General features: G+C 61.7%; 21 protein-coding genes and 1 pseudogene. 6 read left to right on the forward strand and 16 right to left on the reverse strand.

Annotation, left to right across the window (positions count from 1 at the left end; genetic code table 11):
• Positions 1-286: 286 nt before the first annotated feature.
• The 7 genes from D3227_RS27435 to D3227_RS27465 form a co-directional block, all read right to left on the reverse strand.
• Positions 287-1,537, reverse strand: coding sequence for an MFS transporter (locus D3227_RS27435; RefSeq protein ID WP_120017396.1), 1,251 nt, complete (start codon positions 1,535-1,537; stop codon positions 287-289).
• Positions 1,538-1,547: 10 nt separating this feature from the next.
• The gene (locus D3227_RS27440) at positions 1,548-2,000 is read right to left on the reverse strand and encodes a MaoC family dehydratase (protein ID WP_120017397.1); all 453 of its coding nucleotides are present in this window, start codon (positions 1,998-2,000) and stop codon (positions 1,548-1,550) included.
• Positions 1,997-3,307, reverse strand: a complete 1,311-nt coding sequence (locus tag D3227_RS27445) for an NAD(P)/FAD-dependent oxidoreductase (RefSeq protein WP_120017398.1) — start codon at positions 3,305-3,307, stop codon at positions 1,997-1,999. Before D3227_RS27445 ends, D3227_RS27440 begins: the two co-directional genes overlap by 4 nt.
• Positions 3,304-4,530 (reverse strand): flavin-containing monooxygenase, encoded by a 1,227-nt coding sequence (locus D3227_RS27450; RefSeq protein WP_120017399.1) that lies wholly within the window; start codon positions 4,528-4,530, stop codon positions 3,304-3,306. The genes D3227_RS27445 and D3227_RS27450 overlap by 4 nt, the downstream gene beginning before the upstream one ends.
• 66 nt (positions 4,531-4,596) lie before the next feature.
• Entirely contained in the window at positions 4,597-5,175 is a 579-nt protein-coding gene (locus D3227_RS27455; protein ID WP_120017400.1) for an OsmC family protein, read from the reverse strand.
• A gap of 245 nt (positions 5,176-5,420) precedes the next feature.
• Complete coding sequence (locus D3227_RS44395) at positions 5,421-5,555, reverse strand: YjiS-like domain-containing protein (protein WP_120017401.1); 135 nt, start codon at positions 5,553-5,555, stop codon at positions 5,421-5,423.
• A gap of 776 nt (positions 5,556-6,331) precedes the next feature.
• On the reverse strand, positions 6,332-6,991 hold the full coding sequence (locus tag D3227_RS27465) for a gamma-glutamylcyclotransferase (RefSeq protein ID WP_342634014.1): 660 nt from the start codon (positions 6,989-6,991) through the stop codon (positions 6,332-6,334).
• 445 nt (positions 6,992-7,436) lie between these two features.
• Here D3227_RS27465 and D3227_RS27470 point away from each other — a divergent pair.
• Positions 7,437-8,624, forward strand: a pseudogene (locus tag D3227_RS27470) (IS3 family transposase).
• Between the two features lie 359 nt (positions 8,625-8,983).
• Here D3227_RS27470 and D3227_RS27480 read toward each other — a convergent pair.
• From D3227_RS27480 to D3227_RS27495, 4 genes are all read right to left on the reverse strand, one after another.
• Positions 8,984-9,190 carry a hypothetical protein gene (locus D3227_RS27480; RefSeq protein WP_120017403.1) on the reverse strand — a complete coding sequence of 69 codons (207 nt, stop codon included), beginning with the start codon at positions 9,188-9,190 and terminating at the stop codon, positions 8,984-8,986.
• Between the two features lie 72 nt (positions 9,191-9,262).
• Entirely contained in the window at positions 9,263-9,832 is a 570-nt protein-coding gene (locus D3227_RS27485) for a hypothetical protein (protein WP_120017404.1), read from the reverse strand.
• A gap of 490 nt (positions 9,833-10,322) precedes the next feature.
• A complete protein-coding gene (locus D3227_RS27490; RefSeq protein WP_120017405.1) occupies positions 10,323-10,607 on the reverse strand; it encodes a DUF982 domain-containing protein in 285 nt (94 codons plus the stop codon).
• 411 nt (positions 10,608-11,018) lie between these two features.
• Positions 11,019-11,456, reverse strand: coding sequence for a hypothetical protein (locus D3227_RS27495; protein ID WP_120017406.1), 438 nt, complete (start codon positions 11,454-11,456; stop codon positions 11,019-11,021).
• 719 nt (positions 11,457-12,175) lie between these two features.
• Here D3227_RS27495 and D3227_RS27505 point away from each other — a divergent pair.
• Positions 12,176-12,316: a hypothetical protein gene (locus D3227_RS27505; protein WP_425374558.1), complete on the forward strand. Its 141-nt coding sequence runs from the start codon at positions 12,176-12,178 to the stop codon at positions 12,314-12,316.
• A gap of 126 nt (positions 12,317-12,442) precedes the next feature.
• Here D3227_RS27505 and D3227_RS27510 read toward each other — a convergent pair whose 3' ends face one another.
• Positions 12,443-12,643 carry a hypothetical protein gene (locus tag D3227_RS27510; RefSeq protein WP_120017407.1) on the reverse strand — a complete coding sequence of 67 codons (201 nt, stop codon included), beginning with the start codon at positions 12,641-12,643 and terminating at the stop codon, positions 12,443-12,445.
• A 355-nt stretch (positions 12,644-12,998) separates the two neighbouring features.
• Positions 12,999-14,324 (reverse strand): DUF6600 domain-containing protein, encoded by a 1,326-nt coding sequence (locus D3227_RS27515; RefSeq protein WP_147377699.1) that lies wholly within the window; start codon positions 14,322-14,324, stop codon positions 12,999-13,001.
• A 666-nt stretch (positions 14,325-14,990) separates the two neighbouring features.
• On the opposite strand from D3227_RS27515, the gene D3227_RS27520 reads away from it, so the two are divergent.
• A complete protein-coding gene (locus tag D3227_RS27520) occupies positions 14,991-16,724 on the forward strand; it encodes an adenylate/guanylate cyclase domain-containing protein (protein WP_167480873.1) in 1,734 nt (577 codons plus the stop codon).
• A gap of 99 nt (positions 16,725-16,823) precedes the next feature.
• Here the strand turns inward: D3227_RS27520 and D3227_RS27525 are convergent, their stop codons facing one another.
• Positions 16,824-18,548 (reverse strand): adenylate/guanylate cyclase domain-containing protein, encoded by a 1,725-nt coding sequence (locus D3227_RS27525; RefSeq protein ID WP_120017410.1) that lies wholly within the window; start codon positions 18,546-18,548, stop codon positions 16,824-16,826.
• A 494-nt stretch (positions 18,549-19,042) separates the two neighbouring features.
• Here D3227_RS27525 and D3227_RS27530 point away from each other — a divergent pair, with 494 nt between their 5' ends.
• Positions 19,043-19,876, forward strand: a complete 834-nt coding sequence (locus tag D3227_RS27530; protein ID WP_208646445.1) for a methyltransferase domain-containing protein — start codon at positions 19,043-19,045, stop codon at positions 19,874-19,876.
• A 159-nt stretch (positions 19,877-20,035) separates the two neighbouring features.
• On the opposite strand, the gene D3227_RS41800 is transcribed toward D3227_RS27530, so the two are convergent.
• Positions 20,036-20,176 carry a hypothetical protein gene (locus D3227_RS41800; protein ID WP_167480871.1) on the reverse strand — a complete coding sequence of 47 codons (141 nt, stop codon included), beginning with the start codon at positions 20,174-20,176 and terminating at the stop codon, positions 20,036-20,038.
• Between the two features lie 178 nt (positions 20,177-20,354).
• Complete coding sequence (locus tag D3227_RS27540; protein ID WP_120017413.1) at positions 20,355-21,761, reverse strand: FAD-binding oxidoreductase; 1,407 nt, start codon at positions 21,759-21,761, stop codon at positions 20,355-20,357.
• Positions 21,762-21,855: 94 nt separating this feature from the next.
• On the opposite strand from D3227_RS27540, the gene D3227_RS27545 reads away from it, so the two are divergent.
• Complete coding sequence (locus D3227_RS27545; protein ID WP_208646446.1) at positions 21,856-22,812, forward strand: GlxA family transcriptional regulator; 957 nt, start codon at positions 21,856-21,858, stop codon at positions 22,810-22,812.
• 607 nt (positions 22,813-23,419) lie between these two features.
• Positions 23,420-24,346 carry a LysR substrate-binding domain-containing protein gene (locus D3227_RS27555; protein ID WP_120017415.1) on the forward strand — a complete coding sequence of 309 codons (927 nt, stop codon included), beginning with the start codon at positions 23,420-23,422 and terminating at the stop codon, positions 24,344-24,346.
• Positions 24,347-24,428 lie beyond the last annotated feature (82 nt).

Raw genomic sequence — 24,428 nt, forward strand, 5'->3', positions numbered from 1 at the left:
GGCTTCGGGCGGGTGAAATGACATAAACCTTCGCCGCAGGCTTGGGAAGCTAAGTCCTATGAAGGCCAAAGAGCGGTCAAGTGCTGCGTGGAAGGCCAATGGGTCAGCCCCGGAACGGCAGCTACCTGGTCCTCAATACCCAAGACCGGACTGTCCGGAATCGGCCCAAGGCTGCCGGACCGCAATGCGCCGCATGTCGGTCGTTGAGCAGGCCATAGCCGCATCCCAAAGCAGAGATCCGAGTGAACAGGCGAGAAGGCTCGTTGCGCCAGAGGCTGCCATTGGTTTACCGCTTGCCGCCCGCCATCCTTGCGGCAACCGGCAAGCGCCTCAGCGATAGCATCGCTGCGGCACCGATGATCGGTCCGGGCGCGAGCAGCAGGAATGCCCAGTGCCAGCTGCCACGCAAGGCCGCGACGTGCGGCACCGACCAGATGGCAAGCACCGTCAAGGCAAAGCCGAGCCCAAGCTGCACCGACAGCGCGGTGCCGACGAACCGCCTATCGCCAAGTTCTGTCACCGCCGCCGAGAATTGCGCGGAATCACCGATGACCGAAACACCCCAGACGACGATGAGGAGTACGAACAGCCAAAGGGGTCCGTCGAAGGCGAAACCGACCGCTATCGCGCAAAGACCCGACACCATCATCATTCCGGCGGTCGTCAGGCTGCGGCCGAAGCGGTCGGACAGCACGCCGCCGAGCAGGCAGCCGCCGACACCGGCAGCGATGGCCAGGAACGTCAGCAGCGACGCGAAGGCAGGCGAGGCCTGCTGCTGCGCCTCGAGGGCGGCGCGCGCATAGGCGAGCAGCCAGGCCCACATGGCGTAGAGTTCCCACATGTGGCCGAGATAGCCGATATTGACCAGCATCAACGACCGGTCGCGGAAGATGGCGCCGATCTGGCGGGGGTCGAAGACCGCCTTGCCGAACGGATAAGGCCCCTCGCGGGCGAAGAACCAGAACAGGATCGAGCCGGCGAGGGTCGCTGCGGTCGCGGCCAGCACCACCAGCTGCCAGTCGAACGAACCGGTGAGCGCCCGGAACAGATGCGGCAGCGAGGATCCCAGTGTCAGGGCGCCGATGACGGTGCCGAGCGCCAGCCCTCGGCTGCGCACGAACCATGTCGAGACGAGCTTCAGTGCCGGCGGATAGACGCCGGCCAGCGCGACGCCGGTGACGATGCGCGCGGCGACGAGCCCGGCCGGCGCAGGCTGCAGCAGCAGGCAGGCATTGGCCGTCGCCGCAAGCAGGGCGGACATCGCCATCAGCCGGTTCAGCCTGACGATATCGGGCAGATTGACCAGGCTGGACGCCAGCGCGCCAGCGACGAAGCCGATCTGCACACCATTGGTGAGCCAGGCATCGATGGCCCCCGACAGGCGCCACGCCGCCTTCAGTTCGGGCACGATCGCGGTCGCCGAAAACCAGGTCGTCAGCGACAGCACGAGGGCCAGGCAAAGCAGGCCGAGCACGCCCCAGCGCTGCGCATCCTCGGCACAGACACCTGGTGTCGCGTCACTTCGCCAGAGCGCCATCTTCGGGCGCTCAGACCCTTGCCAGGGGCACGGTGAACACCGTTGCGGTGCCGGTGAGACAAATGTCGCCCGCCTCGTTGCGCACCGACGTCTCGATCTTGCAGATCGGCTTGTCGGGCCGCACCTCCTTGACCTCGACGCGGCCGGTGATCATTTCGCCGACACCGACCGCCTTGACGAATTTCCAGCCGACTTCGAGAAACACTGTGCCAGGGCCCGGAAGGTCCTCCGCCACCACTGCATTGAGGATGCCGGAGGTGACGCCGCCCTGGACGATCAGCTTGCCGAACACCGAAGCGTCGGCCAATGCCTTGTCGTAGTGCAGCGGGTTGCGGTCGCCGGTCATTTCAGTGAACGCTTCAATGTCCTGTGGTCGCGTGCGCCGCGAGCGTTCGGCAAAGGCTCCCACCTGCGGCCGTCCCTTGATGACGCCGATCCAGCCGTCTTTCATATGTGCAGTCATGGTCCTATCCCCATTCGGTTGCGATGCGTGCTCGAGCCGCCCGCGGCCGGCGGTTTGACCTGGCTTGCCGGCTGTCGATGGGCTGCCGGCCGTCCCTGTAAAAGGCGGGAGAAGGCGACGCCGTGGATCGGCATCTCCCGTTCGGTCAATGCCTGAACTTCCGCCTTCATCACCGCGCTGAAACGGCGGTGCTTCTCGCCGATGTCGCCGAGCGTCCAGTCGAAGCCGGCAACGGCATCGGTCGTGTCGAGAACCTGGCTGGCGATCAGGTTGCGCTCTTGCTGGTAGGCTTCCAATGCCGCCTCGGAGCCGTCGAGAATGGCATGCGCCAGGGCTTCGGCGTCGCGCAGCGCATCGGAAATGCCATGCGAGGTGATCGGGTCGCGGAAGAAGCCGGCATCGCCGACCAGCGCCCAGCCTGGCCCATACGCATGGCGCAAGAAACCCGGCACGCCACGGAACACCTGCAAGCGGCAGTCCTTCGCCGCCCGGCTCGCTTGCACGGCGAGCGCGGGCGAAAGCGCGGCAAGCACGTCCATGCGGGCCTGTTCATGGTTGCCGCGGAACCGTTCGTCGAACAGCGTCGTCGGCACCGAGGCGACGATGCAGGCCAGCCCTTCATTGGTCGGGATGAAGGAGCCGGCGATGCCCTCGCGGAAATACCAGTGGTAACCCGCGCCGGGCTCGACCGGCGCATAGCCGTAGACATGGGCGGCCGACACGGTGCCACGTTGCAGCACCTGTGCGTCGCAGGATCTGGCCACCAGCGAGCCGATGCCGTCGGCGCCGACCACGATGTCGGCGCTCACCCGCAACGGCGCGCCGCCGGCAGCGCGGATCTCGACACCTCGCACGCGTCCTTGCGTATCGGCAAAGAGGTCGGCGACGGCCGTGTCGTGCAGGAATTCGGCGCCGGCCTTGCGCGCGGCATCAACGAGAATGCGGTCAAGCACGGTGCGCCGCGGCGCGATCAGGCCGGGAAGGTCTGGCCCGGCCCGGAGCGGAATGGTGATCTCCTCATCGCCATAGTGGAAGGTCGTCGCTTCGATCAGCGGCGTGCCCGCATCGATGAGCGGCTTGAGCAGCCCCCAACGCGACAGCTGCAGCACGGCAGGCCGCATCAGCGCGTGGGTCGACAGCGTGTCCGAACCGTAGGGCCTGCGCTCGATCGCCAGCACTTTGAGGCCGGCGCGGGAGAGCAGCAAGGCTGTCGACGCGCCGGCGCAGCGGGCGCCGATGATGATGGCGTCGTAATGGGCGCGCTTTGGGGAGCAGTTCGGGATGGTGTGCATGTTCATCGTCGTCATGCGGCCCTGAGGCCGTAGCAATCGAGGTAGCGGGAGATCTCGGCGGCGATCGCTTGCGCATCAGTGCCAGCACCGGAGATGAAGTTGGAATCGCGCTTGCGCAGTAACCGGAAGCCGAGCGCGAAGAGGCCGGGAACGCTGGTGATGCCGTTTCGATGCGCCAGCTCTCCGTCGGGCCCGAGCGCAAACGGCTCCAGCCATCCAAAGGACCGCGCATAGCCCGTCGCCCAGATGACCGTGCCGATCGACCCGTCCGTCAGCGAAAGGCCCCGCGGATAGGTTGAAGGCACGACCACCGGCTCGCGGCGCATCGGCCGCGCGGCACCGGCAAAATGGTCGATTTCGCCGAGCAGCCGGGCGTGCTTTGTCTCGGCTGCCGCCACGCTTGCCGCGAGATCGCCGGCGAAGTCGATGGTGCCGTTGGCAATGCCTTGTACCCGCCCGGTCAGTTCGACGCCGATGGCCTGCAGCGTGGCGAGATCGATGTCGGCCTTGTCCGGCCTGCCGGCGAGTTGCAGCGAAGGCTGCCGCCTGGCGCTTTCGGGATTGGCGAGGCCATCAAGGCGCTGCGCCATGATCCCCATTTCGCAGAGCCACCAGAAGATGTCCTTGCCCCGCCAGAGCCTGGGCAGACGGGTGTGCTTGCCGGCCGAGAGCACTACGCGCCGGCCGGCGCGGGCTAACTCGTCGGCGATCTGCACGCCGGAGGAGGAGGCGCCGACCACCAGCACGTCGCCCGGCGCCAGTGCGTCGGGGCTGCGATAGTGGGAGGCATGCATGCTCTGCGGCTGCCTCTTGCCTTCGAGCGCGAACGGGATCACCGGCCTATCGCAATGGCCAGTTGCCACCACAACGGCTTTCGCCGACCAGTCGCCGGCGTTGGTGCGCAAGGCAAAGCCGCTGCCGTTTCGCCTGCTGGAGATGACCTCGACGCCGCATTCGAGCGGTGCCTGCCATTGCCTGGCATAGGCTTCGAGGCTCTCAACGAAAGCGTCCCGGGTCATGAAGCCGTCGGGATCGGCGCCTGCATAGGGCGAGCCGGGAAGGCCGTTCAGCCAGTTGGGCGTCAACAGCCTGAGCGAGTGCCAGGTCTGCGCGCGCCAGCGTTCGCCGATGCGGCCGCGCTCCAGCACCGCATGCGCGATGCCCTTGCGGCCAAGGCAATGGCTGAGCGCAAGGCCTGCCTGCCCACCGCCGACGATGACGACGTCAGTCTGTTTCATGGTCTTGTTCCGTTGGATTCAGGGAGGCGGTCCGGACCTCTGTCCGGACCGTCTTTCAGCGTGTCGTCACTGGATGGTCTTGACCCCGACCGTGACCGGCACGCCGTTGGTCAGCACGTCGAAAACGGCCGAGCGCGCACGGGCCTGCTCGACCAGTTGCTGGAGTTTCTCGGACGGCGCATCGCCCTCGATTTCGAACGCCACCGTGATGTTCTGAAAACCGTTTCGGACCTCGTCGGAAATCCCGAGGATACCGCGCAGATCGATGTCGCCATCGACCGAGCAGCGCACCTTGGTCAGCTTGATGCCGCGCGCCGCGGCGATGTTGGCGACGCCCGACATCAGGCAGCTCGCCAGCGCATGCAGCAGCCATTCGACCGGGGTGGGGCCGTGATCGGCGCCACACAGCACGGCCGGGTGGTCGCTGTCGGCGTAATAGGCTTTGGCATGCTTCTGTTCCTGGCCGGCGCCGTGGAAGCCGAGCATGACGCTCTTGCTGTGAGTGCCTTCGACCCACTCGTTGTGGGCGCGGAACTGGAACTTGGCCAGTTCCGGCTGGCCGGCGACAAAGTTGATCGTTGCAAGAAGGTTCGGCGTGTCGACGCCGTTGAGCGGCAGTCTTGCAGGCTTGGTGTTGGGTTGCATGTTCACGTCTCCAAAGGTTGCTGCGGCTTTGTTTGCCGGACCGCATTTCTTTGAGGCCGAGGCGTTTGAGCGAGAGTGGGTGCCGCCGTGGAATTTTTGATACACCCGCCGTGGAATCTGCGTAGCGTCCGCCGTGGAACCTGCGTTGCTAAGGAGGCGAGATGCGAAAAACCCCGGCGATGTCGGGTTTGCGCCGGCCTGCCGGCCGAGGTCCAACCGTCGAAGCAGCCCGGTCATCTGCCGCTTCAGCTATCCATCCCGTCCGTATGGGAGGGCACGGAGCGCACGGAGGTGTAATGGTCGATCTCCGCGCGGCTGATACCGAGGTCCTTGAGCATATAGTCAGGCATTGCATGCAGCGCGGCGCGCTCGCTGCGCATCTCATGGCATGATACGCCAGGCGCAGGGCGTGGCCGGCGAAGCCGAGCAGGCCGAACTTCGTGCGGCCGGTTTTGTAACTTGCATGATCCATCGTCGTCATTGTCGTCTCCATCCTTGGCGACGCGACCATTCGCGCCGTCGATGGGAGGACAATGAAGGACGACCGGGGGAGCGAGCGTTTGGAGTCCCCGTCGAATTTGACGTGGAATTCGTAGTGTTTCGACCGACGCCCGTCGCCTTTGCAGAAGACGCCTTGGCGGCGCCGCAACCTCGTTTTCGCGACCACTGCGACAGGTCCGATCCAAGCCGCGAAGACGCGAGGTCGCCAGGGGCTCCGAAGCATTCGACCGACAGGCCCGAGCCGATCGCGATATCTCGATGGCGCTGGCAAGGGCGATCAATACGTTGCCGATCAAAAGCCCACTTCCAAAGACATCTCTGGAACGATGGACAACCCGACTGCGCGCGAATCTCTTACGTGCTTTCGGCTACGACGATACCGCCGCTGAATCTACGACGAGGGTTTGCGGGCCTGGGCGAGGGCAGCGCGCTAGGCTGGCCTACCACTGACTTCAATCGGCTTCTCTGCTGTTTGCCTGGCCCTTCCAGCAGAAGCGAAGCGGATCGATGGGAGGAAAATCGCACGCCGGCGTGCAAAATCGTGACAGGGCGTAGAAAAGGCGATGGCTCTCCGAGATGGATTCGAACCAGCGGCCGCTCGATTAACAGTCCAGATCTAGACCGGTGAGCTATCGGGGAACTGCTGATACCAAACTCAACTCTTGATCGGGCTTTTAGGCGCAACGTGCTCGTTCTGTCTGTTGAGCCGAACGGCAACCTCCCATCCATCGCGCTGGCGAGCGCTGGTGGCCACCTCAATCCGCTCGGCAACCATTTCCTGAAGTTGCCAAAGGAGCCGATCTTTTATCGCCAGCCCTTCGAGATGTTTGACGGTGTTATGCAGATAGTCAGCCATCGACCCCCAGTGGCCCACCGCCGTAGCAAGTACATCAGCGACTTCCTCGGCTGATAGTCCCCCGACATAGGCTTCGCTTTTGCGATCAATTGCGAAGGTAATAGCGCGTAGCGGTCCTGCGGTGGTCTCGGCGCTCACCCAGCGTGGCGGAAAGGGCGATGGCCTTGTGAGCATCTCGCGACGGAGGAGCTTGCCAAGGTTCGCCTCGACAGCGTCCGGCTGCAGAAGCTGGACGACACCCTTGCATGTTCCGCCGCGGTCGAGCGCCAACATGAGGCCGGGCCGCTCTTTTGTGCCACGGAAACGGCGGTCCCAACCAAGACAGAAGGAGCGATGCCAGCCCCGCGCGACGGCGATCCGCTGCTCGACGATGTCGCAGGCTGGTTTCCAGATCAGGGAGCCATACGCGAAAACCCATACCTCTCCGCTCGCGGGTTGGGCGGAAAGGAGCGCGCGCATCGTGGCCTCGTAGTCGGCATCGGTCGCGTAGATCCGGCCTGGCACGGGACCAGGGTCATCGACATCGCGGGCGACTCGCGCAACCAGTTCGGGGGTCAGGCTCAGTTGACGTGGCGTTCGAAAATTGGCCGACCGTGGCTTCGCTTGAGTGATCGGCAATTCCCCAGTGGCGCAAGCTACCATCCTACCAACAGACCTAAAGCGATGATCCCGAACCACACCGCGGGCAAAGTAGCCAGCCCCGACAGGATCCGACGATCCCGCGGTGGGCGGCGGTAGGTATCTCGCGGGTCATCGGCCACTTGATTGCGTCCCGCCTCGATTTCTGCAACCAGGCACCTGAAATAGCCATCTACATATTGACTATCCATTCTTCGCCTTGACCTGCCACTGAGTTTTTCCTCTATCTGAGATTAGAGTCCGGCCTCGATTGAAGGACGGACGGATGAAGCGGAAGCGGTTCACGGAAGATCAGATCATCGCGGTTTTGCGCGAGCACGAGGCGGGTGCAAAGGCGGGCGACCTGGCGCGCAAGCATGGGATCTCCGAGGCGACGCTGTATAACTGGAAGGCGAAGTATGGCGGGATGGATGTGTCCGACGCCAAACGGCTGAAGGCCCTGGAAGACGAGAACGCGAAGCTGAAGAAGCTGCTCGCCGACCAGATGCTCGAAGCCTCGGCGCTGAAGGAGCTTCTGTCAAAAAAATGGTAGGGCCCGCCGCCAAGCGCGAAGCTGTCGCGCATCTGCAGGCCGTCATGGGCCTGTCGGAACGGCGGGCCTGTTCCATTGTCGGCGCCGATCGCAAGATGATTCGCTACCGGTCCTGTCGCCCACCGGAGACGGAGCTGCGCGGCCGGCTTCGCGACCTGGCCAACGAGCGCCGGCGCTTCGGCTATCGGCGGCTGTTCATTCTGCTCAGGCGCGAAGGCGAGGCATCGGGTATCAACCGCATCTACCGGCTATACCGCGAAGAAGGACTGGCCGTGCGCAAGCGACGCTCCAGGCGCCGGGCGGTAGGGACGCGGGCACCGATCCTGGTCCAGGCGAAGCCGAATGCGCGCTGGTCGCTGGATTTGTCCATGACCAGTTCGCCTGCGGCCGACGCTTCCGCGTGCTCAACATCGTCGACGACGTGACGCGCGAATGCCTGGCGGCAGTCCCCGACACGTCGATCTCCGGTCGCCGCGTCGCCCGCGAACTGACGGACCTGGTCGCCCAGCGCGGCAAGCCGGACATGATCGTCTCCGACCACGGCACGGAGTTCACCTCGAACGCGATCCTTGCCTGGGCGAAGGATCACCGCGTCGAATGGCACTACATCGCGCCGGGCAAGCCGATGCAGAACGGCTATGTCGAATCCTTCAACGGCCGGATGCGCGATGAGATGTTGAACGAGAGCTTGTTCTTCGGCCTCGACCACGCCCGCAGTGCGATCGCCGAATGGCGGGAGGACTTCAACACCGCGAGGCCGCATTCCTCGCTTGGCTCAGACTCCGGCGGCATTCGCCGAGGTCTTCACCGCAACCGGCTCCGGCGCTGCGCAGATCAAAGGCTCCGCGCCTCCGCCAGTTGCTCAACCCGCGCCTCACGGCGTAAACAGAAATGGCCCAGGCTCTAATCGCCGCTGGATGACAGTTCAGTGGCAGGTCAAGACCTCTCAAGACGACAAGCCAACGTCTCATCGACCGATGATCGAATCCCGTTGTTGGCGGGTGGGGCTTCGCAGTCCACAAGAACGGCGCTGAGATTGATGCCAGCTGCGGCGGCACGGCCTTTGCCACCAACAACACCATGGAGTTGACCGGACTGCTCATGGCGTTGGCCTGGGTGGCGGCAAGTGCGCCGGCCGAGCCGGTGGTCATCACAGCGTTTAGTAGCAATAGACCTTTAGAAGCCGCGAGCCTGTAGGATCGAACAGAAGACGTCTTCTAACGCCAACGTGATCGTCCGACGAAAAGAACGAACGGGGCTCAAGCCGTTCTCCACCAAGGCTACGCCGCATTTTTCGGCTTATCGCCTTTGCCGAGAGCCGCGGTACGGAGTTCTTCCACGACACGAATCGAGTGGACGGTGTGTTCGGGCGAGGCAGATCTGCCATGCTCGATAGCTATATTCTCCACGAAGGCCGCTGCCGCATCGAAGGCAGCGGCTATCTGGGTTTCCAAACCGCTCTTAGCCAGAACGCTCGTTAACGCCACGACGATCGCCTGCAGCGCCAGCGTTTAGCCTGCCAAGTTATTAATTTCCTTTTCGTAATTCACTTGGTCCCCCTAGGGCCCACGTGCGGTGAGCCACACTGATAAAAGCCCTGTAAGCGAGCCGATGATCCCGATGATCACGCCGGCCCATGTAATGGCTGATTCGCGCCGGTCTCTGGCCTCCTGCCGGATCGCTTTTCGAATTGCGGAATAGCCGATCGTTGTCAGGTGCCAGGTATGTAGCTGTTGCGACCGTTCCCAGACCGGGCTGTCCTCGCTTTGATATTCATAAGGAACGTCAAGGCTATCCGCTATCCGCAGGAGCCTCCCCGTTTTGATCGCCTCGATCAGGTCAACGTACAACGAGGTCTCCATGTGACGCCCGTATTTTGCCTTCTCGCGGTCGTCGCTCGTTTTGGCCTTCGCCAATTCGATATCGTAAGCGCGGTCGATTTGCCTGATGGCGCGGCGGTGCCTGGCAATTTCCACTGCCTCTTTGATCCGTAATGGAATCCACATAGTTGCGATCCTGGGAGTTGCCAGCGTGAACTTTCTCGACAAGCGCCGCTCAAAGCTCTCGCCTGCAACCGTCAGGGTCGCACAGAATGAGACGCGCCGGCAAATCGCCGTGGCCGTGTCCATTGCAAGGCAACAGGCACGAGCCCAAGCCGCAAGCCGAAGTTCTCGAAGCGCTGGCTAAGGTCAAGGCGAAGGCGGCAAAAGCCTGAGGCGTTATCGCGCGAGCAGCGCCTTGCCGTACTTCGCCCAAAGCTGGGCACGGTCGTGCGCGAAGGCTCTCGGTGCCTGGTGGGCCATACAGGACGGCTGATGCCCGCACGTCGTAGTTGTTGAATGGGCCTAGAGCGATGAACTCCACCGCCTCACCCAGGCGCCGACTCGCCAGTACCGCTTCGGAATTATCTCGCGTATCGCGGACCCCAAGGATGTGTGCATCCTGATTTCTCGCCGCCAAAACGGCGGCCATTGCCTCTTCGTCCATCGATATCCCTCAAACGCGATGGGGGGCACAAAACCACCATTGCAGAACGGGGGCAATATGCCCGAACTAACCGCCCCACGACGCAAGCGGCGGGCCTGGTTATGGCTCCTGGCCCACCTGCTGATCGAGAAGTCAAACGTGGCTAGCGTGCGATGCCACTTTCACAAGCGGTATCGCCTCATCCTCGACTAGGATATCTTTCTTTCGGGCAAAGGCGATAAGGACACCACGCGCCGTTTCTGCATCGACGTCGCCGGTAAGCGCTGCCCTACAGGCGCGAATTGCTGCTTTCTGTTCAGGGCTGTTGCCGCACCATTCCGAAACAAACTGGTAGGCATCGACCACGGTATTGAGTTGTCTCGGGAAGCCAAGACCGACCCATACACGGACGGGCTTTTCAAAAGGCTTCGCAAGCATATTGACCTCCTTGGCTCTTGGCCGGCAATCCGGCTCGGTTGATGAGTGCCATCACTGGCGAAGTAAATTTGTGGTGGTCCGGAATCAGATTCAAGAGTGCTTTGGTGGCTGTCTCCAGCCCCATATTTCAAGCCGTTCAACGTTGAAGCAGGTCCTCACCGTATTGCGCCCACAGTTGCTCGCAGTCTTTTGCTCTGAGACTTGGCCTTCCAGGTTCACCATAGAAGACCATCGCTTTACGCACGTCGTATCCCAGCACAGACGCATTCGCGACGAACTGGGTAGCCAGTCGTACCGAGGTCGCCTACAAGATGAGGGACTTTTGCCGCTCGCATACGCCACCCTTGTTCTTTACGGCGCTCCGCCGGCTCAGGCGAGCCCGCTTCAACAATGCCGCGAAGCGTCGCCGGCTTATCCGACGAACGCCTCACGCATCCGAGCGAACATGCCGGGCTGTCTCCCGGCAATCGCCGCACGGATGTGACGGGCGGCCGTTGCGGCGTTCACCGTCGCGCCGAAATGACAATAGCAGATGATCCCATGCAATTGCCTGTCGGTCAGTTCGAAGAACCGCTTCGCTTCGCCGTAGTTGTCGTTTTCCAACCCGGCGGCGCGGAGGACAGGATCCTCGAAAGCGACTGAGATCGGCGAGCCGTCGCCGCGCATGGCCCCGCGTGCTCTAACCGGCTGAAACTCGGTCTGGTGCAGCGTCGAGAGGCGCCGGTCAGGGTTCCGTTCAAGGAGCTCCGCCCAGCGTTCAAGACGTTTGCTGCGCGACATGGCCTGGCGCGGGTAGGCCTGATCAATCTCGGCGACGATGTGCAGTTGCTCGATCGTCTGGTATTTCATTTTGACCTCCTATTCAGACGATAGTTGGTCCACCCATATCCTTCTTATATCTGCAGCAAGCGTGACTCCAACCGATCGTGAAGTCCAATCACGATGATGCTCGGAGGGCTTCACTCACGAGAATGCGAAGGCCTCGCAAGGGTTCGGCCAGTTCAATTGGCGCGTACCAGAGGCCGGCAGCCTCGGCGTCCTTATCGACTACCCAGCAGGCAAAGAGGGCGACGCGTTGACGATCGAGCCCCGGCCTGACCCACTGCGTCGCCGGCTGTGCGGGTCCATTCAGGTAAGGACGAAGCCGGCCAAAAGGACCGTAAGAATAAGTGAGAGGGTACAGCAAGAAGCCAACGAGCTTCCATAACGCTGTTGTGCTGATTGTCCATTAGCTCGTGTCTCGCTCCCTTGTCCAAATCAATGGAGCGCACGCCTGACAGGTTCCCGATGGACTTGCTGGAGAGGTTAACAACGCGTTTCCGCACAGGCCGGTAAGAAGCCCGCGCCTCTGGCGGAGAGCGCGGGCTGATCGGAGGCCCGATCTTCGACAGACACCGGAGGGCGATGGCTGTCGCTCAGGCAGAATAGTTAGAAATCTCTAATGTTCAACTTGACGATTGGACACGCCCGGAGCCGATACCCAGTGTCACCTGGCCTCAGGCAGCAGGTGCGCCTTAGTGGATAGCTTTCTTGATCTCGGAGCGGAACTCAGGCGTATCGTGTTCCCCATGAACAGACACAGCGTGTTGTACCGCAGCCTTGTGGCGGTGTTTGGCGCGATCTTTCTCGGGGAGCAGCTCTCCGGATCGAACTGGCTTGGCGTCGCCCTTATCGCGGCGGGGGCGGTGCTGGTCGCCTATCGGGGGTAGCGGGCCGCAGCCGCCCAACGGCGAAGTGAGTGCCAACTGAAGTCTGCGCGAAGGGTGCCAGCGCGAACGACTCTGGAAGCGCGTCCAGGCGCATGCTTCGCTGCAGGATGTCCGGGAGGAAAGTTGTCAGGGCGACCGCTTCTTGGAGTATGCGGCGACAGCGCAGAGGAAAGCCAATGCGGCTGCATCGCACGCTGCCCGAGACGGGCCTTTGGCGAAAAGAACGGCATCTGCAACCGGGATCGTTAGGCCATGTTTTGTAGCAAAAGAGGTAAGTTCGTAAGGCTGATCGTTAGCTTCATTACGGATACCAAATTCATAGTCCATCGATCATTTTCTCCCGTATTTCGACCTTCTCTCTGGGCCTTGTCGTGACGATTAAACTGCGCCTGCGTTGCGCAAGTCCACCAATCGGCAATTGCGTAAAATCGATACACTTCACGAAGACCGGCGAGATGGTTGCAGGCATATTTTCCTACTCCGCCCAGTAGCCAAATATAGATGGAGCCGTGTCATCCGTTCGATGCAGGAAGCACTTCTCCGGCTCGTGCTAGTCTGATGCTTGGCGCGACCTACCCATCGCGCCGGTGAGCGTCGGTTGAAAGGAAGTCTCGCAATGGTTCCTGGGCCCGTCAGCGGGCACCGCGGTGAAACAATCGCGGTGCCCTAGCCTCCCACGTAACTAGCAGTTCGCCCCAGTCTGCGGATCGCACGCCTTGTTTTCTTTCTTCTGTGGCTTGGGCTTTGCCGCCTGCTCGGGCTCGGCCTGCTGCTGCTCGGCGGCGGGCTGCTCCTTGGCCTTTTTCTGAGGCTTGGCCGCCTGTTCGGGCTCGGCCTGCTGCTGCTCGGCGGCGGGCTGCTCCTTGGCCTTTTTCTGAGGCTTGGCCGCCTGCTCGGGTTCGGCCTGCTGCTGCTCGGCGGCTGGCTGCTCCTTGGCCTTTTTCTGAGGCTTGGCCGCCTGTTCGGGCTCGGCCTGCTGCTGCTCGGCGGCTGGCTGCTCCTGGGTCTTTTTCTGAGGCTTGGCCGCCTGCTCGGGCTCGGCCTGCTGCTGCTCGGCGGCTGGCTGCTCCTGGGTCTTTTTCTGAGGCTTGGCCGCCTGCTCGGGCTCGGCCTGTTCGGTCGTGGCTGCGCCTTCGGTCGGCTTCGATTTCCGGCCAGCCTGAACCTTCTTCACCTCCTCGATATCTTTGATCTCAGCTGGTTTGGCATCGGCATCGGCTTTCACCTCGCCTTCAAAGACCCTGACCGTATTGTTTTCCAATTTGCCGGACTGCTCGGGCGCGTCGGTCTTGCTGACCTTGACGACAGTCACCTCCTGGTTCGTCTCCTTCTCGATCACATCAACATCTATGACTTTGTTGATCACCACGTTGTTCTGGATCGTCACATCGCCAACCGGCTCGGCCGCCTCGACAATGCGCACAAATTCCGGCTCATCACGGATAACGACGACAGAAATGTCCGCAGCAAGGAATTCGCGGGTGGGGACAACGACCCAGTAAAAATCCGGCGTCGCGTCGAAGGTCACCTCGATTGAAATCAAATCCGGATCGCGGCGCGGTGGCAGCGGAGCCCAAATCATGTGCTCCCTGTCACGACGCCAACTCACCCATGCTGGCGCCCAACGAGTGCCCGGAACCCAGTACCAGCCGATGTCGTCGGCATAGCCCCACCGGCCGTAATGGTACGTCGCCCAGCCGAATGGCTCGTCGGATACCCAGAGCCAGCCATACTGCTCCGTATAGACCCAGTGTCCAAGGGTATACGGACGCCAATCGTCAGGTACATCAACCGGCACGAAAACGGTCGCTCCGTGGTAAGAAACCCAATCACCATGGGAAGATAGGTCGTGGTAGAATGTGCTGATCGAAACTTCCGTGGCAGCCCTAGCCTCGGACACAAGCGACAATGGCGTAATCGGATTGGGAATCTCGACGACCGTGAGCAGACAGGCGGTTACGCCGCTCAGCATCAGTCGGACCGCATTTGGGGCAAGGACGCGTTTCATCCTAGTTATCCTCCGAAACAGATCGCCCTTCATCTTACAAATTCGCCGGTTGTCGGATTGTTCCATCTCGCTAACGCTGTCGCACCCCACAACGGCTCGGCATCGCAAGCGTTCCGAGAGCTCGCATGCTCCTTTTCGCCCAAAAACTTTGATCCGCGTAACGGACGTTAGCCCCAGCGGCTATCCATTCTGGCCAGCACGCGTGTGCGCGCGGTCTTGTCGTAGGACGAGGTGACGATGAGATCGCCGGTCCGGTTGAAAGCTGCATCTGTCACCAGCCACCACGTTCAAGCTTAATTTCCGACATCCGCCCGCCTACCAACCGCACATCTTAAAGATAGGTGTTGCCGCGACTTGCTTAAAGTTCAGCGACGCGCGTTTAGGCGTGGGGGATAACCGTAATACCCGTGCTTGCCCACAGCCTTCCAGCCATAAGTCAGGCGCTGCTGCATTCCGCGCTTGGTGATTCCGGCGTAAATCGGCATCTCTGGCCGCTAAGCCGACGATTGAAGTTGCAGAACATCATTCATGGAATTGGGAACGCAACAGGCTGAACGGTTGCCGGAAAGCCGTCCACAGTATCAATAGCCGAAGTTGCGGGCGGTCTTATCGCTGTCGCTTCTATGAGGAATGGCCGATAATCCCTCTCCGATAGGAGAACCTACCGTGAAGCGCCGCCTCGCTGCCATTCTTGTCGCCGATGTGGTCGGCTATTCCCGCCTCATGGCGGCGGACGAAGCGCTGACCCTCGCTGCGCTAAAGGCGCGACGGAAGAATATCGTCGAACCGCTAGTTCGCGAAAACGGCGGGCGAATCGTCAAGTTCATGGGCGATGGCGTGTTGGTAGAGTTTTCTAGTGCCGTCAATGCGCTTCGCTGCGCGCTAGGCCTGCAGGAGGGAATGGCCGAGACGAACGCCGATCTGACCGAGGGACGGCAGATCAAATTGCGTATCGGCATCAATCTCGGCGAAGTCGTTGGCGACGGTACTGATATATTCGGCGATGGCGTAAACATCGCGGCGCGACTTGAGGCCATAGCCGAACCCAGTGGCATTTGCATCTCGGGCAAGGTGCAGGAGGAGGTCCGCGGCAAAGTCGACTGCCCCATGGAGGATATGGGCGAGCAGACACTCAAGAACATCGATCGGCCGGTGCGGGCATACCGGGTGAGGACGAAGACATGGGCAGCAGGCCCACTGCCGGCCGAGGCTCCCTCCACGAAGCATTCGCTCGCCGTGCTCCCGTTCGACAATATGAGCGGCGATCAGGAGCAACAATACTTTAGCGACGGAATTACCGAGGACATCATCACAGAATTATCCCGCTTCTCTTCGTTGTTCGTTATCGCTCGAAACTCATCCTTTCAGTATCGCGACAAAGCTACTGACGTGCGGCGGATCGGACACGAACTTGGTGCGCAGTACCTCGTCGAAGGCAGCATCCGCAGGACGACCAATCGGGTCCGTGTGACTGCCCAGTTGATCGAAGCAGCTACTGGAAATCATCTCTGGGCTGAGCGTTACGATCGTGACTTGGACCAAATCTTTGTTGTCCAAGACGAACTGGTACGCGCGATTTCCGCAGCGATCCCCGGTCGACTCGATCGCTTTGCTGTTGAGCATCTCCGAGGCAAGGCACCTAACAATCTCACCGCTTACGACTGTGAACTTCGCGGCCGCTGGGCGTTTTTTCATCTGGCAGAAGGCCTATCAAGTGCGCTCGATTGGTATGATAAGGCGGTCAAGGCAGATGCCAACTATGCCTTGGCGCATGCGGGCCTCGGCATGACTTGCGTATTCGGTATCCTAAGTTTGGGATTGCCTGCGGAAAGCGCGCTGAATCGTGGTAGAAAGCACGCACAACAGGCCGTTTCGCTCGACGAGAATAATCCGACAGTCAACGCGTATGCAGCATATACGTACCACATATCGGGTGATCATCGGTTGGCTAGAAAGTATGCCGAGCGCGCGGTCGCCCTCAACCCCAACGACCCGTTTGCGCTTTACGTCCTTGGTTGCGCATTAAGCTATACAGGGGAACCCGAGCAGGCTCTTGAGTGGTTCGCTAAGTCAGAGCAACTTGAACCCTACGCCTCCGATGATCAGCGTCTCGATACGCTCTGCGACTGCCACTATATGCTTCGCAACTATGAGAAAGTGATCGAGATTCACGAGACCTATCAGAACGTCCCTGCATTCCTATATCTGGTGTTGGCTGCCGCGTACGCACAATTGGGACAAGCTGACCAGGCGGGGGCCGCCGTCAACGAATATGAACGGAAGCGGCCTCCCGGCCACGACTTGAAATCCCACATCACATTTTGGATGCGAATGTGCTCGCGACAGGCGGATAGGGATCACTGGCTCGAAGGCTTCCGGAAGAGCGGTATCAACGTCTGAAGTCCGGCGAATTTCCCGACACGGCAGAGTCGGGTTTGGATCAAAACCAGACGGTCGCGAACGTCTGCATTGCGCCGCCATTTGCAGACCTCCACAAGTCTATTCCGGAAGGCCCGCCATGCGAAGCCCGGTCAAATACCGATCGAGATCCTCTTGATTCGCATACGGAGCCTGGGCTGCGTAGCGACTGATCGAGAACTCAGGATTTATCTTCAGCAGTTCGGCGCCTGCCTGCCTCGCATCGTCCGGTCGCCCGAGTCGGGCATAGGTTGCCGCAATAAGCCGGTAGGCAGGTCCAGGCTGCGCTATCCTTTGCAGGTAGTGCATCGCCTCGTTGTAATCGCCCAGCAGGTAATAACCCGCACCTATGTCCCAGAGGTACCAATCGGGCGGGTTCGGGTTTAGCCGCACAGCCATCTTCCCGACCTCAATGGCCTCTTCAGGTCTCCCTGCATAACCAAGCATGTCGCACATGTCGGCGAGCAGATCGGGGTGGTTCGGACTGATTGTTCGCGCCCGCTCATAACAGGCTATCGACTTTGCGTGGTCCCGCTTCCAAAGATGGATCAACCCTAACATCCAGTGACAGTCGGCGTCGTTCGGGTCCAACGTAGTCGCGGTCGTCGCAGCATCCAGTGCCCGAGCGAGCGCGGCGTCGGGGTCGGATGCCTCACCCCATTTGAGCCTGCGGATATCCAGCCACGCGAGCTCGATATATCCCCGCGCGTATTCGGGGTCTGCCTCGATGGCCGATAAGAACAAGTTTCGCGCTCGCAGGCGGTCGCTGCGGTGGAAGCTCCTTCCCAGCTGTCGTCCCCGGAGGCAGTAGTCATAGGCATCCAGGTTTGTCGGCGGCTTGGTCAATGCATGGTGATGTTCATGCTCCTCGACCTTGATTTTCAAGGCCGCAGTTATGCTTCGGGCCAATTCGTCCTGAACTGCAAAGACATCGTTCAACTCAAAATCATATTTATCGCTCCACAACACCTCCCCCGAGGGGCTCGTTAGCTGAGTCGTAGCCCGGGCGCGATTGCCTGACCGGCGCACGCTTCCCTCGAGCAGAAACGTCGGATTGGCCCGAGGCGTTCTGTGTTCGGATTGTGGCCGCCCGATGCGCGAAGCTCCGGATACGACCACTGTCCCGGAGACGCGCAAGAGAGCTGTCACGACGTCCTCGGTAAGACCATCTGCGAAATATTGTTGCGTGGGGTCACCGCTCATGTTGACGAAGGGCAGGACGGTAACCGCGGGCCGGTGGCTGCCTTTGGAGAACGTATCGTTCGTCCGCGGGGGCTTCCCATGGAGCGAGAGGCTGTAAACCCTCAAAGGTCGCGCAATGTTTTTGACCTGATGCTCACCCCGATCGTCGTACGTGTATCGCAGCTTGTCTCGGACCTCCTCGTAGACTTTGGCCGAAACGCAAATGCCGCCCGGGTCCGCCAATTGCTCGAGACGCGCCGCTACGTTCACGCCGTCTCCGTAGATGTCTCCGTCTGGCTCGATCATGACATCACCGAGATTGATGCCGATTCGAAGCTGAAGCATCTGCGATGGGTCCGCGGTGAGGGAACCTTGCAGCTCTACAGCGCACCGGACCGCCTCCACGGGGCTCGAAAACTCGGCCAGGAGCCCGTCGCCGGTCGTCTTGAACACACGTCCCCGATGCTCGGCCAGCTTGGGTTCGATCAGATCGTGCCGAAGACTTTTTATCCTGGCGAGGGTGCCCTCGTCGTCCCGGCCCATCAGACTCGAGTAGGCGACCACGTCCGCTGCGAGAATCGCTGCAAGACGCCTTTCAACCTTCTGGTCGGCAGAATTGGTCATCTCAGCTCCGAGAACCGAGGTATTTACCCGACAAAACGTTGACGACTCGGAGGGGCTTCGTCCAGTGCCTATTTCGTTTCGCGAACCCTCCAAGCTCGCAGTTGCCAGGAGTGCCCCGCTAACTATGCGATATGATCAAAGCGTCGCTCCCGCTGCGACGGCCGCGCTTGCGGTTAGGCGTCTTAACGCCCGCGTAGCGCCAGATGTTGACCTTCGCGAAAGTCAGCTTCGCGCCGCATGGTAGTCATTCCTGCAGTCCCGTCCATTCACCAAAAGCGGACATCGCTAGTGGACAGGCCACAGGCGGCTTTGCGCCTCGAACCGGACATTCGTGAACGGCAAGTTGCGCGATGAGGTTGGCCAGCATGGCAACGTCGCGTCATCCGTAGGTCCCAAGCGGACTGTGTTTGTTGACCGCGCGATCGAGCTGTCGCATTCTCGAAAATACGTGATCAACGCCTGAGTGCCGCATGCTCACGTTAGAGGAATGCGTCTTGACACAGCCAGACAAGTATTTGCTAGGGCGTGGCGAGGCCGAGGAGATACGGCTCAAGCGCCAGATCGCCAATCTGGCGCCGGATTCCGACGCGCATTTCGACAGGATCGGGATCAAGCCGGGCGAGCGCGTCATCGACCTTGGCTGCGGTCCGGGAGGTGTCTTGCACCTGCTTGGCAAACGCGTCGGCTCGACCGGATCGGTCCTTGGCATCGAACGCAGCCACCACTTTGTCGAACAGGCCCGCCGCTTTGTTGCTGACCACGGGCTATCGCAGGTCGAAGTTCGTGAAGGCGATGCATACGACACGCAGTTGCCTCGAGCGTCGTTCGACGGTGCTCACATGCGGCTTGTTCTCGTCAACGTGCCGGAGCCCGAGCGCATCGTGCGCGAGATGGTCTCACTGGTGCGTCCCGGAGGCTGGGTGGCAAGTTTCGAGGCTGACTTTCTCGCCCTCATCTGCGATCCGCCGCTGCCGGCGTGGACCCGTCTCCTCGACGCCTACAAAGCCTATTCGGCAGCCCAAGGAATCGACCTCTTCGTAGGCCGGCGCACCCACCGGCTGTTTCGCGACGCTGGAGTTGTGGACCTCCGCGTCGATACAGTCGTCCATGTTTATCCACCGGCCCATGAGCGGCGACCGATCCTGCGGGACTTCATCAAAAATGTTCGTGATAAACTGATTGACGGTGGCTTCATTGAGCGTAGCGACCTCGAGAGCGATCTGACCGCCCTCGAAAATCACCTGGCCAGTCCAGAAACGCTGGTGACCTCGAACGTGTTTTTCCGGCTTTCTGGCCGAGTTCCTTTGAACGTGATCTCCAGTTCCTAGCCTAGAGGCGGACACCCCCTGTGTCCCGCAGATATGCTCCTTAGATCGGCGCAACTCACTTCACCCGAAAGGTCATGTCCGCCTCATGAGCTGCTGTTGAGGTGTAAGCTCACCAGGGACTACGTTCGGTCGAACTAAGGGCTGTGTCGAAATTGATTGTCAGACATGCAAATCGTCGAGCAGCGCCTTGGCATCCTTCAGATCGAGCGTGTCGAATCCTTCCGTGAACCAGCCATAGACCGGGGCGAGAAGATTGCGGGCCGTATCCCGCTGGCCCTGTTCGAGCGACAACCGCGCCATGTTTCGCTCGGAAGGAGCGGCGGCTTCGCGCCTCATCTCGGCCGTTGCGGACAGATTTGCCACTGATTGAAAGCGGACATCGCGGCGACCACGCTGGGCGTCGCTCGCGACTCACCGCGATCAAAGCCACTACGGCCGAAAGGAGAGTCGCCATCGTACGCCCGATTTGGATTGTGCGTCAGTGCATTGGCAGGATGTTCTGGTTGAGGCGGAACAGATTGTCCGGATCGTATCTGTGCTTGATCTTGGCGAGCCTCGCATAGGCCTCGGCTCCCAAGGCGTCGCGCACGAGATCCGCTCCTTCGCCATGGCCGGGGAAGTTCAGATAGAGGCGCCCGGTCGAGTAGCGCTGCATGTCCTGCCAGAGGCTGCGAACCCAGCCGATGTTCGCATCGTCCTCGTCAGCGCCTGGCCAAATGGCGTCGAGGCTGAGCATGAAGGGCATGGAGCGGTCGCCGAAGGCAGTCTCATCGGCTGCAACGCGCTGGACGAAACCACCGAACTTCCAGATCGAGGCGAAGGTCATTTCGGAGGGCCGCTTCGCCATCCGCGCGGTGATCACCCTGATGACCTCGTCGTCGAGGCGCGAGAGGTAGGTGGATTTCCAGTAGCAGCGGTCGCGCCCTTTCGGGAACAGCCCGTCATAGAGCGACTGGATGGTGCGATATGGCATGCGGCCGCTGAAATCGATGAGCGGCTCCCCCAAGCTGCGCAAGGGCGCCACGACCCGCTCGCCTTCGTCGGCCGGTCCGTCATAGACATGCGCGAGCGCCAGCACGCGCCGGCCCCTTGCATGCTCGAGAATCGAGGGATCGTCGGGCAGCGTGGAGAACTCGGCCAGGCCGCTCAGGCGGTCGGGTGCGGTCTGCATGAAGTCGCGCCAGAGCGGAATGATCTCGTTGGCGCGCTCTTCGGGATAGGCCGGACCGCATAACATCAGCTCCGGTTCGATCTGGTGCAGCTTGAACTCGAAGCTCGTCACCACGCCGAAATTGCCGCCGCCGCCGCGCAGCGCCCAGAAGAGATCCGGGTTCTGCGTCGCGTCGGCATGGATGAGGCGGCCATCGGCGGTCACCAGATCGGCGGCCAGCAGATTATCGACGCTGAGGCCGTGGCTGCCGCGCAGCCAGCCGATGCCGCCGGAAAGCGTCAGGCCGGCAACACCCGTCGCCGAGATGAGACCGCCCGGCGTGGCGCGGCCAAGCGGGGTGGTGGCCGCATCGACATCGGCCCAGGTGGCGCCGCCCTCGACGAAGGCACGGTCGAGGCCGGGCGCGACCCGCACGCCCTTCATCAGCGACATGTCGATCATCAGCCCACCGTCGCAGACGGCGTAGCCTGCAACATTGTGGCCGCCCGAGCGGATTGCCATCGCCAACCGCTGCTCGCGCCCGAAATTCACCGACGCCACGACATCGGCAGCATTCCGGCAGCGCGCAATGAGGGCGGGACGGCGGTCGATCATGCCGTTCCAGACGACCCGAGTCGCGTCATAGGAAGGGTGCGACGGCTCCAGCACCTCGCCGCGCAAGATGGAACGGAAGCTTTCGATGCTCGATGGTGCAAGGGTAGCGGTGGCGGCCATGGGGCGGTCTCCTCGTTTCACGCACGCACGCACGCTAGCGCGGCGCGGGCACGGCCGCTAAAGTCGAAAACGCTGGAAGGCGGTCATTTCTGCCATGATTGAACAGACCAGACCATTGAATGTGGCGATCCTTGCCGCTCCGGAGGCTACCGCCTCCACGATCTACGGCATGTTCGACTTGTTTTCCTCGCCCGGCAGGGATTTCCTGTTCATCACCAGTGGAGCCGCGGGCACGCCGCGCATGCGGCCCTATGTGGTTGCCGGGGACGGCAGCCCGTTTCGCGCGGTAAACGGCATCTGGGTGCGCCCAGATCACAGCCTTGCCGATTGCCCGCCCCCCGATATCGTCTGTATTCCAGATTTCTTCGTCAATCCGGGCGAAAGCGTTGCCGGGCAGTATGACGCCGAAGCCGCGTGGCTGAAGCGAGCGCATGACGACGGCGCCATGCTGGCCAGCGCATGTTCTGGCGCGGTGCTGCTCGGCGAGGCCGGGCTGCTCGACAATCGCGAGGCCACCATTCACTGGGGCTATGTCGAGACGCTCACGAACAACTATCCCGGCGTTAAGGTGAAGCCAGGCCAGTCGCTCGTGCTGAGCGGCGAGGCCCAGCGCATCGTCATGGCCGGGGGCGGCTCGAGTTGGCAGGATCTCGCCCTCTATCTGATCGCGCGCTTCGTCAGCCTCAAAGAGGCGATGGAGGTCGCCAAGGTCTACATGCTGCAGTGGCACGACATGGGCCAGCAGCCCTTCGCCGCGCTGATGCGCTTTCGCCAGACCGACGACGCAGTGATCAACTGCTGCCAGAAATGGGCCGAACGCAACTACCGGACGCCCTCGCCCGTCGCCGCCATGACCAAGCTGTCAGGCCTGTCCGAGCGCTCCTTCGTGCGCCGCTTCGCCAAGGCCACGGACATGAAGGCGATCGACTACATCCACGCGCTCAGGCTCGAGCAGGCCAAGCAGATGCTGGAGACTGGCGACCTCCCGGTCGAATCGGCTACGAGGATGCGAGTTTTTTCGGGCGTCTCTTCCGCCGCAAGGTCGCGCTGACGCCGGCGCAATATCGCATTCGTTTCAGTGCTCTCCGGCGAGCGCTGAGCCGCGGTTGAATCTCAACCGTCGCGGCGCGATGCCCATATTCCACTCTGCGCCGCATCTCGGTCGCAACAGCATTCCACCCCTATCGGGTCCTTCGACGCCTACTCGGCATGGTGAGCAGCTAATATGCGCAATGGCCTCCTCTGCGCCAAATCCCGACGTTCAGCGTGATTACAGCTCAGCCGAACGTACGCTTGAACCCGTCAGATACTCCGCTGCCACTTTACCTCTAACGCCTCCTGGTATGAATGTTGAATTTGCCGACGGGACACGGGCGGCAGTATGCAGTCGAGGTCACCGATGTCGTAGAGCAGGTGTGGCGGAAGTTTCGCAACCACCCCCTCGTATCGGGCAGCCTCGCGGCTGTCGCTGAAACGCTTGATCCCGCGCCGCATCGAATTTGAGATCACCTCCAGCAGTGGCTGCAAGGAGTTTCGCAATACAATCGGCGCGCCATGATCCGTATGCATCTCAAACAACCTCTTCGTTAAGTCGAGGATGCCGCGCCTCAGGCGGGAAGGGAAACGAGTTGCGCAAATACCGGCGATGAGCGACGCTAATGATTATGGGCATGCCGGTGGGTCTTGACGTCGATCTGCTGCGAAGCTTCGTCGCCATCGCAGAGGAGAAGAGCTTCACCCGCGCAGCCGCCCGCGTAGGGCGCACGCAGTCGGCAATCTCCCTACAGATGCAGAGGCTCGAAGGGGTTCTCGGGCAGACAGTGATCGTGCGCGGCAAGGGCGGCAGCGTGGAACTCAACTCGGAGGGGCACTACCTGCTTGGAAGGGCGCGGGAACTGCTGGCGCTCAACGACGACATCATGCGGTCGATGCACGCCACTCCGGTGCACGGCACCGTCCGGTTGGGCATTCCCGCGGAATTGTCGGCGCGCTACCTGCCGCGAATCCTCAATGGCTTCTCGCAGGCCGCGCCGTTGGTCGAGGTGGAGGTCGAAGTCGCGGCGTCCTGCTTCCTGACTCTGAAACTGAAGAACGCCGAGCTTGACCTGGCCTTGCTGAGGGAGGGACTGGAGCCCCGGCAGTGGCCGGCTGCGGAGATCTGGCGCAGCTCGGTGAAGTGGATCACGTCAGACACTCACCGCCAGCATCTGCGCGATCCGCTGCCGCTGTCGATTGCGCCAGCCGACTGTCCCTGGCGTCCGTCTGAGTCCAACGAATGCCTGTGGCATGGGATGGTGATCCGAGCGCTCGAGCAGGCGGGACGCGGCTATCGCGTCGTTTCGACCTCGGCGACGACGCAGGGAATGATGGCCGCCGCGCAGGCTGGGCTGGCGGTGACGAACACGCTCGCCGACGATCGCCTGCCCGAAGGGCTGAGGATCGTACGGGCAGATGAGGGCCTGCCAGCACTGCCAGAGTGCCGTTACCTCATGCTCAAGGCGCGTGAGCCGCGTCAGCCCGGCACGGACATGCTGGCGGCGCAGGTTCACGATGTCTTTGGCGGCATTGCGAACCTGGACCCCTGACCAGAGTTACGAGGCAGTCCCTGCCCGGAGGGGGTGCTCGTGGATACTCAAAGACCCACGCAGTCACGCCATCCTCGGATGA

It is taken from the genome of Mesorhizobium waimense (assembly GCF_003601975.1).
GTDB classification, from domain to species: domain Bacteria; phylum Pseudomonadota; class Alphaproteobacteria; order Rhizobiales; family Rhizobiaceae; genus Mesorhizobium; species Mesorhizobium waimense.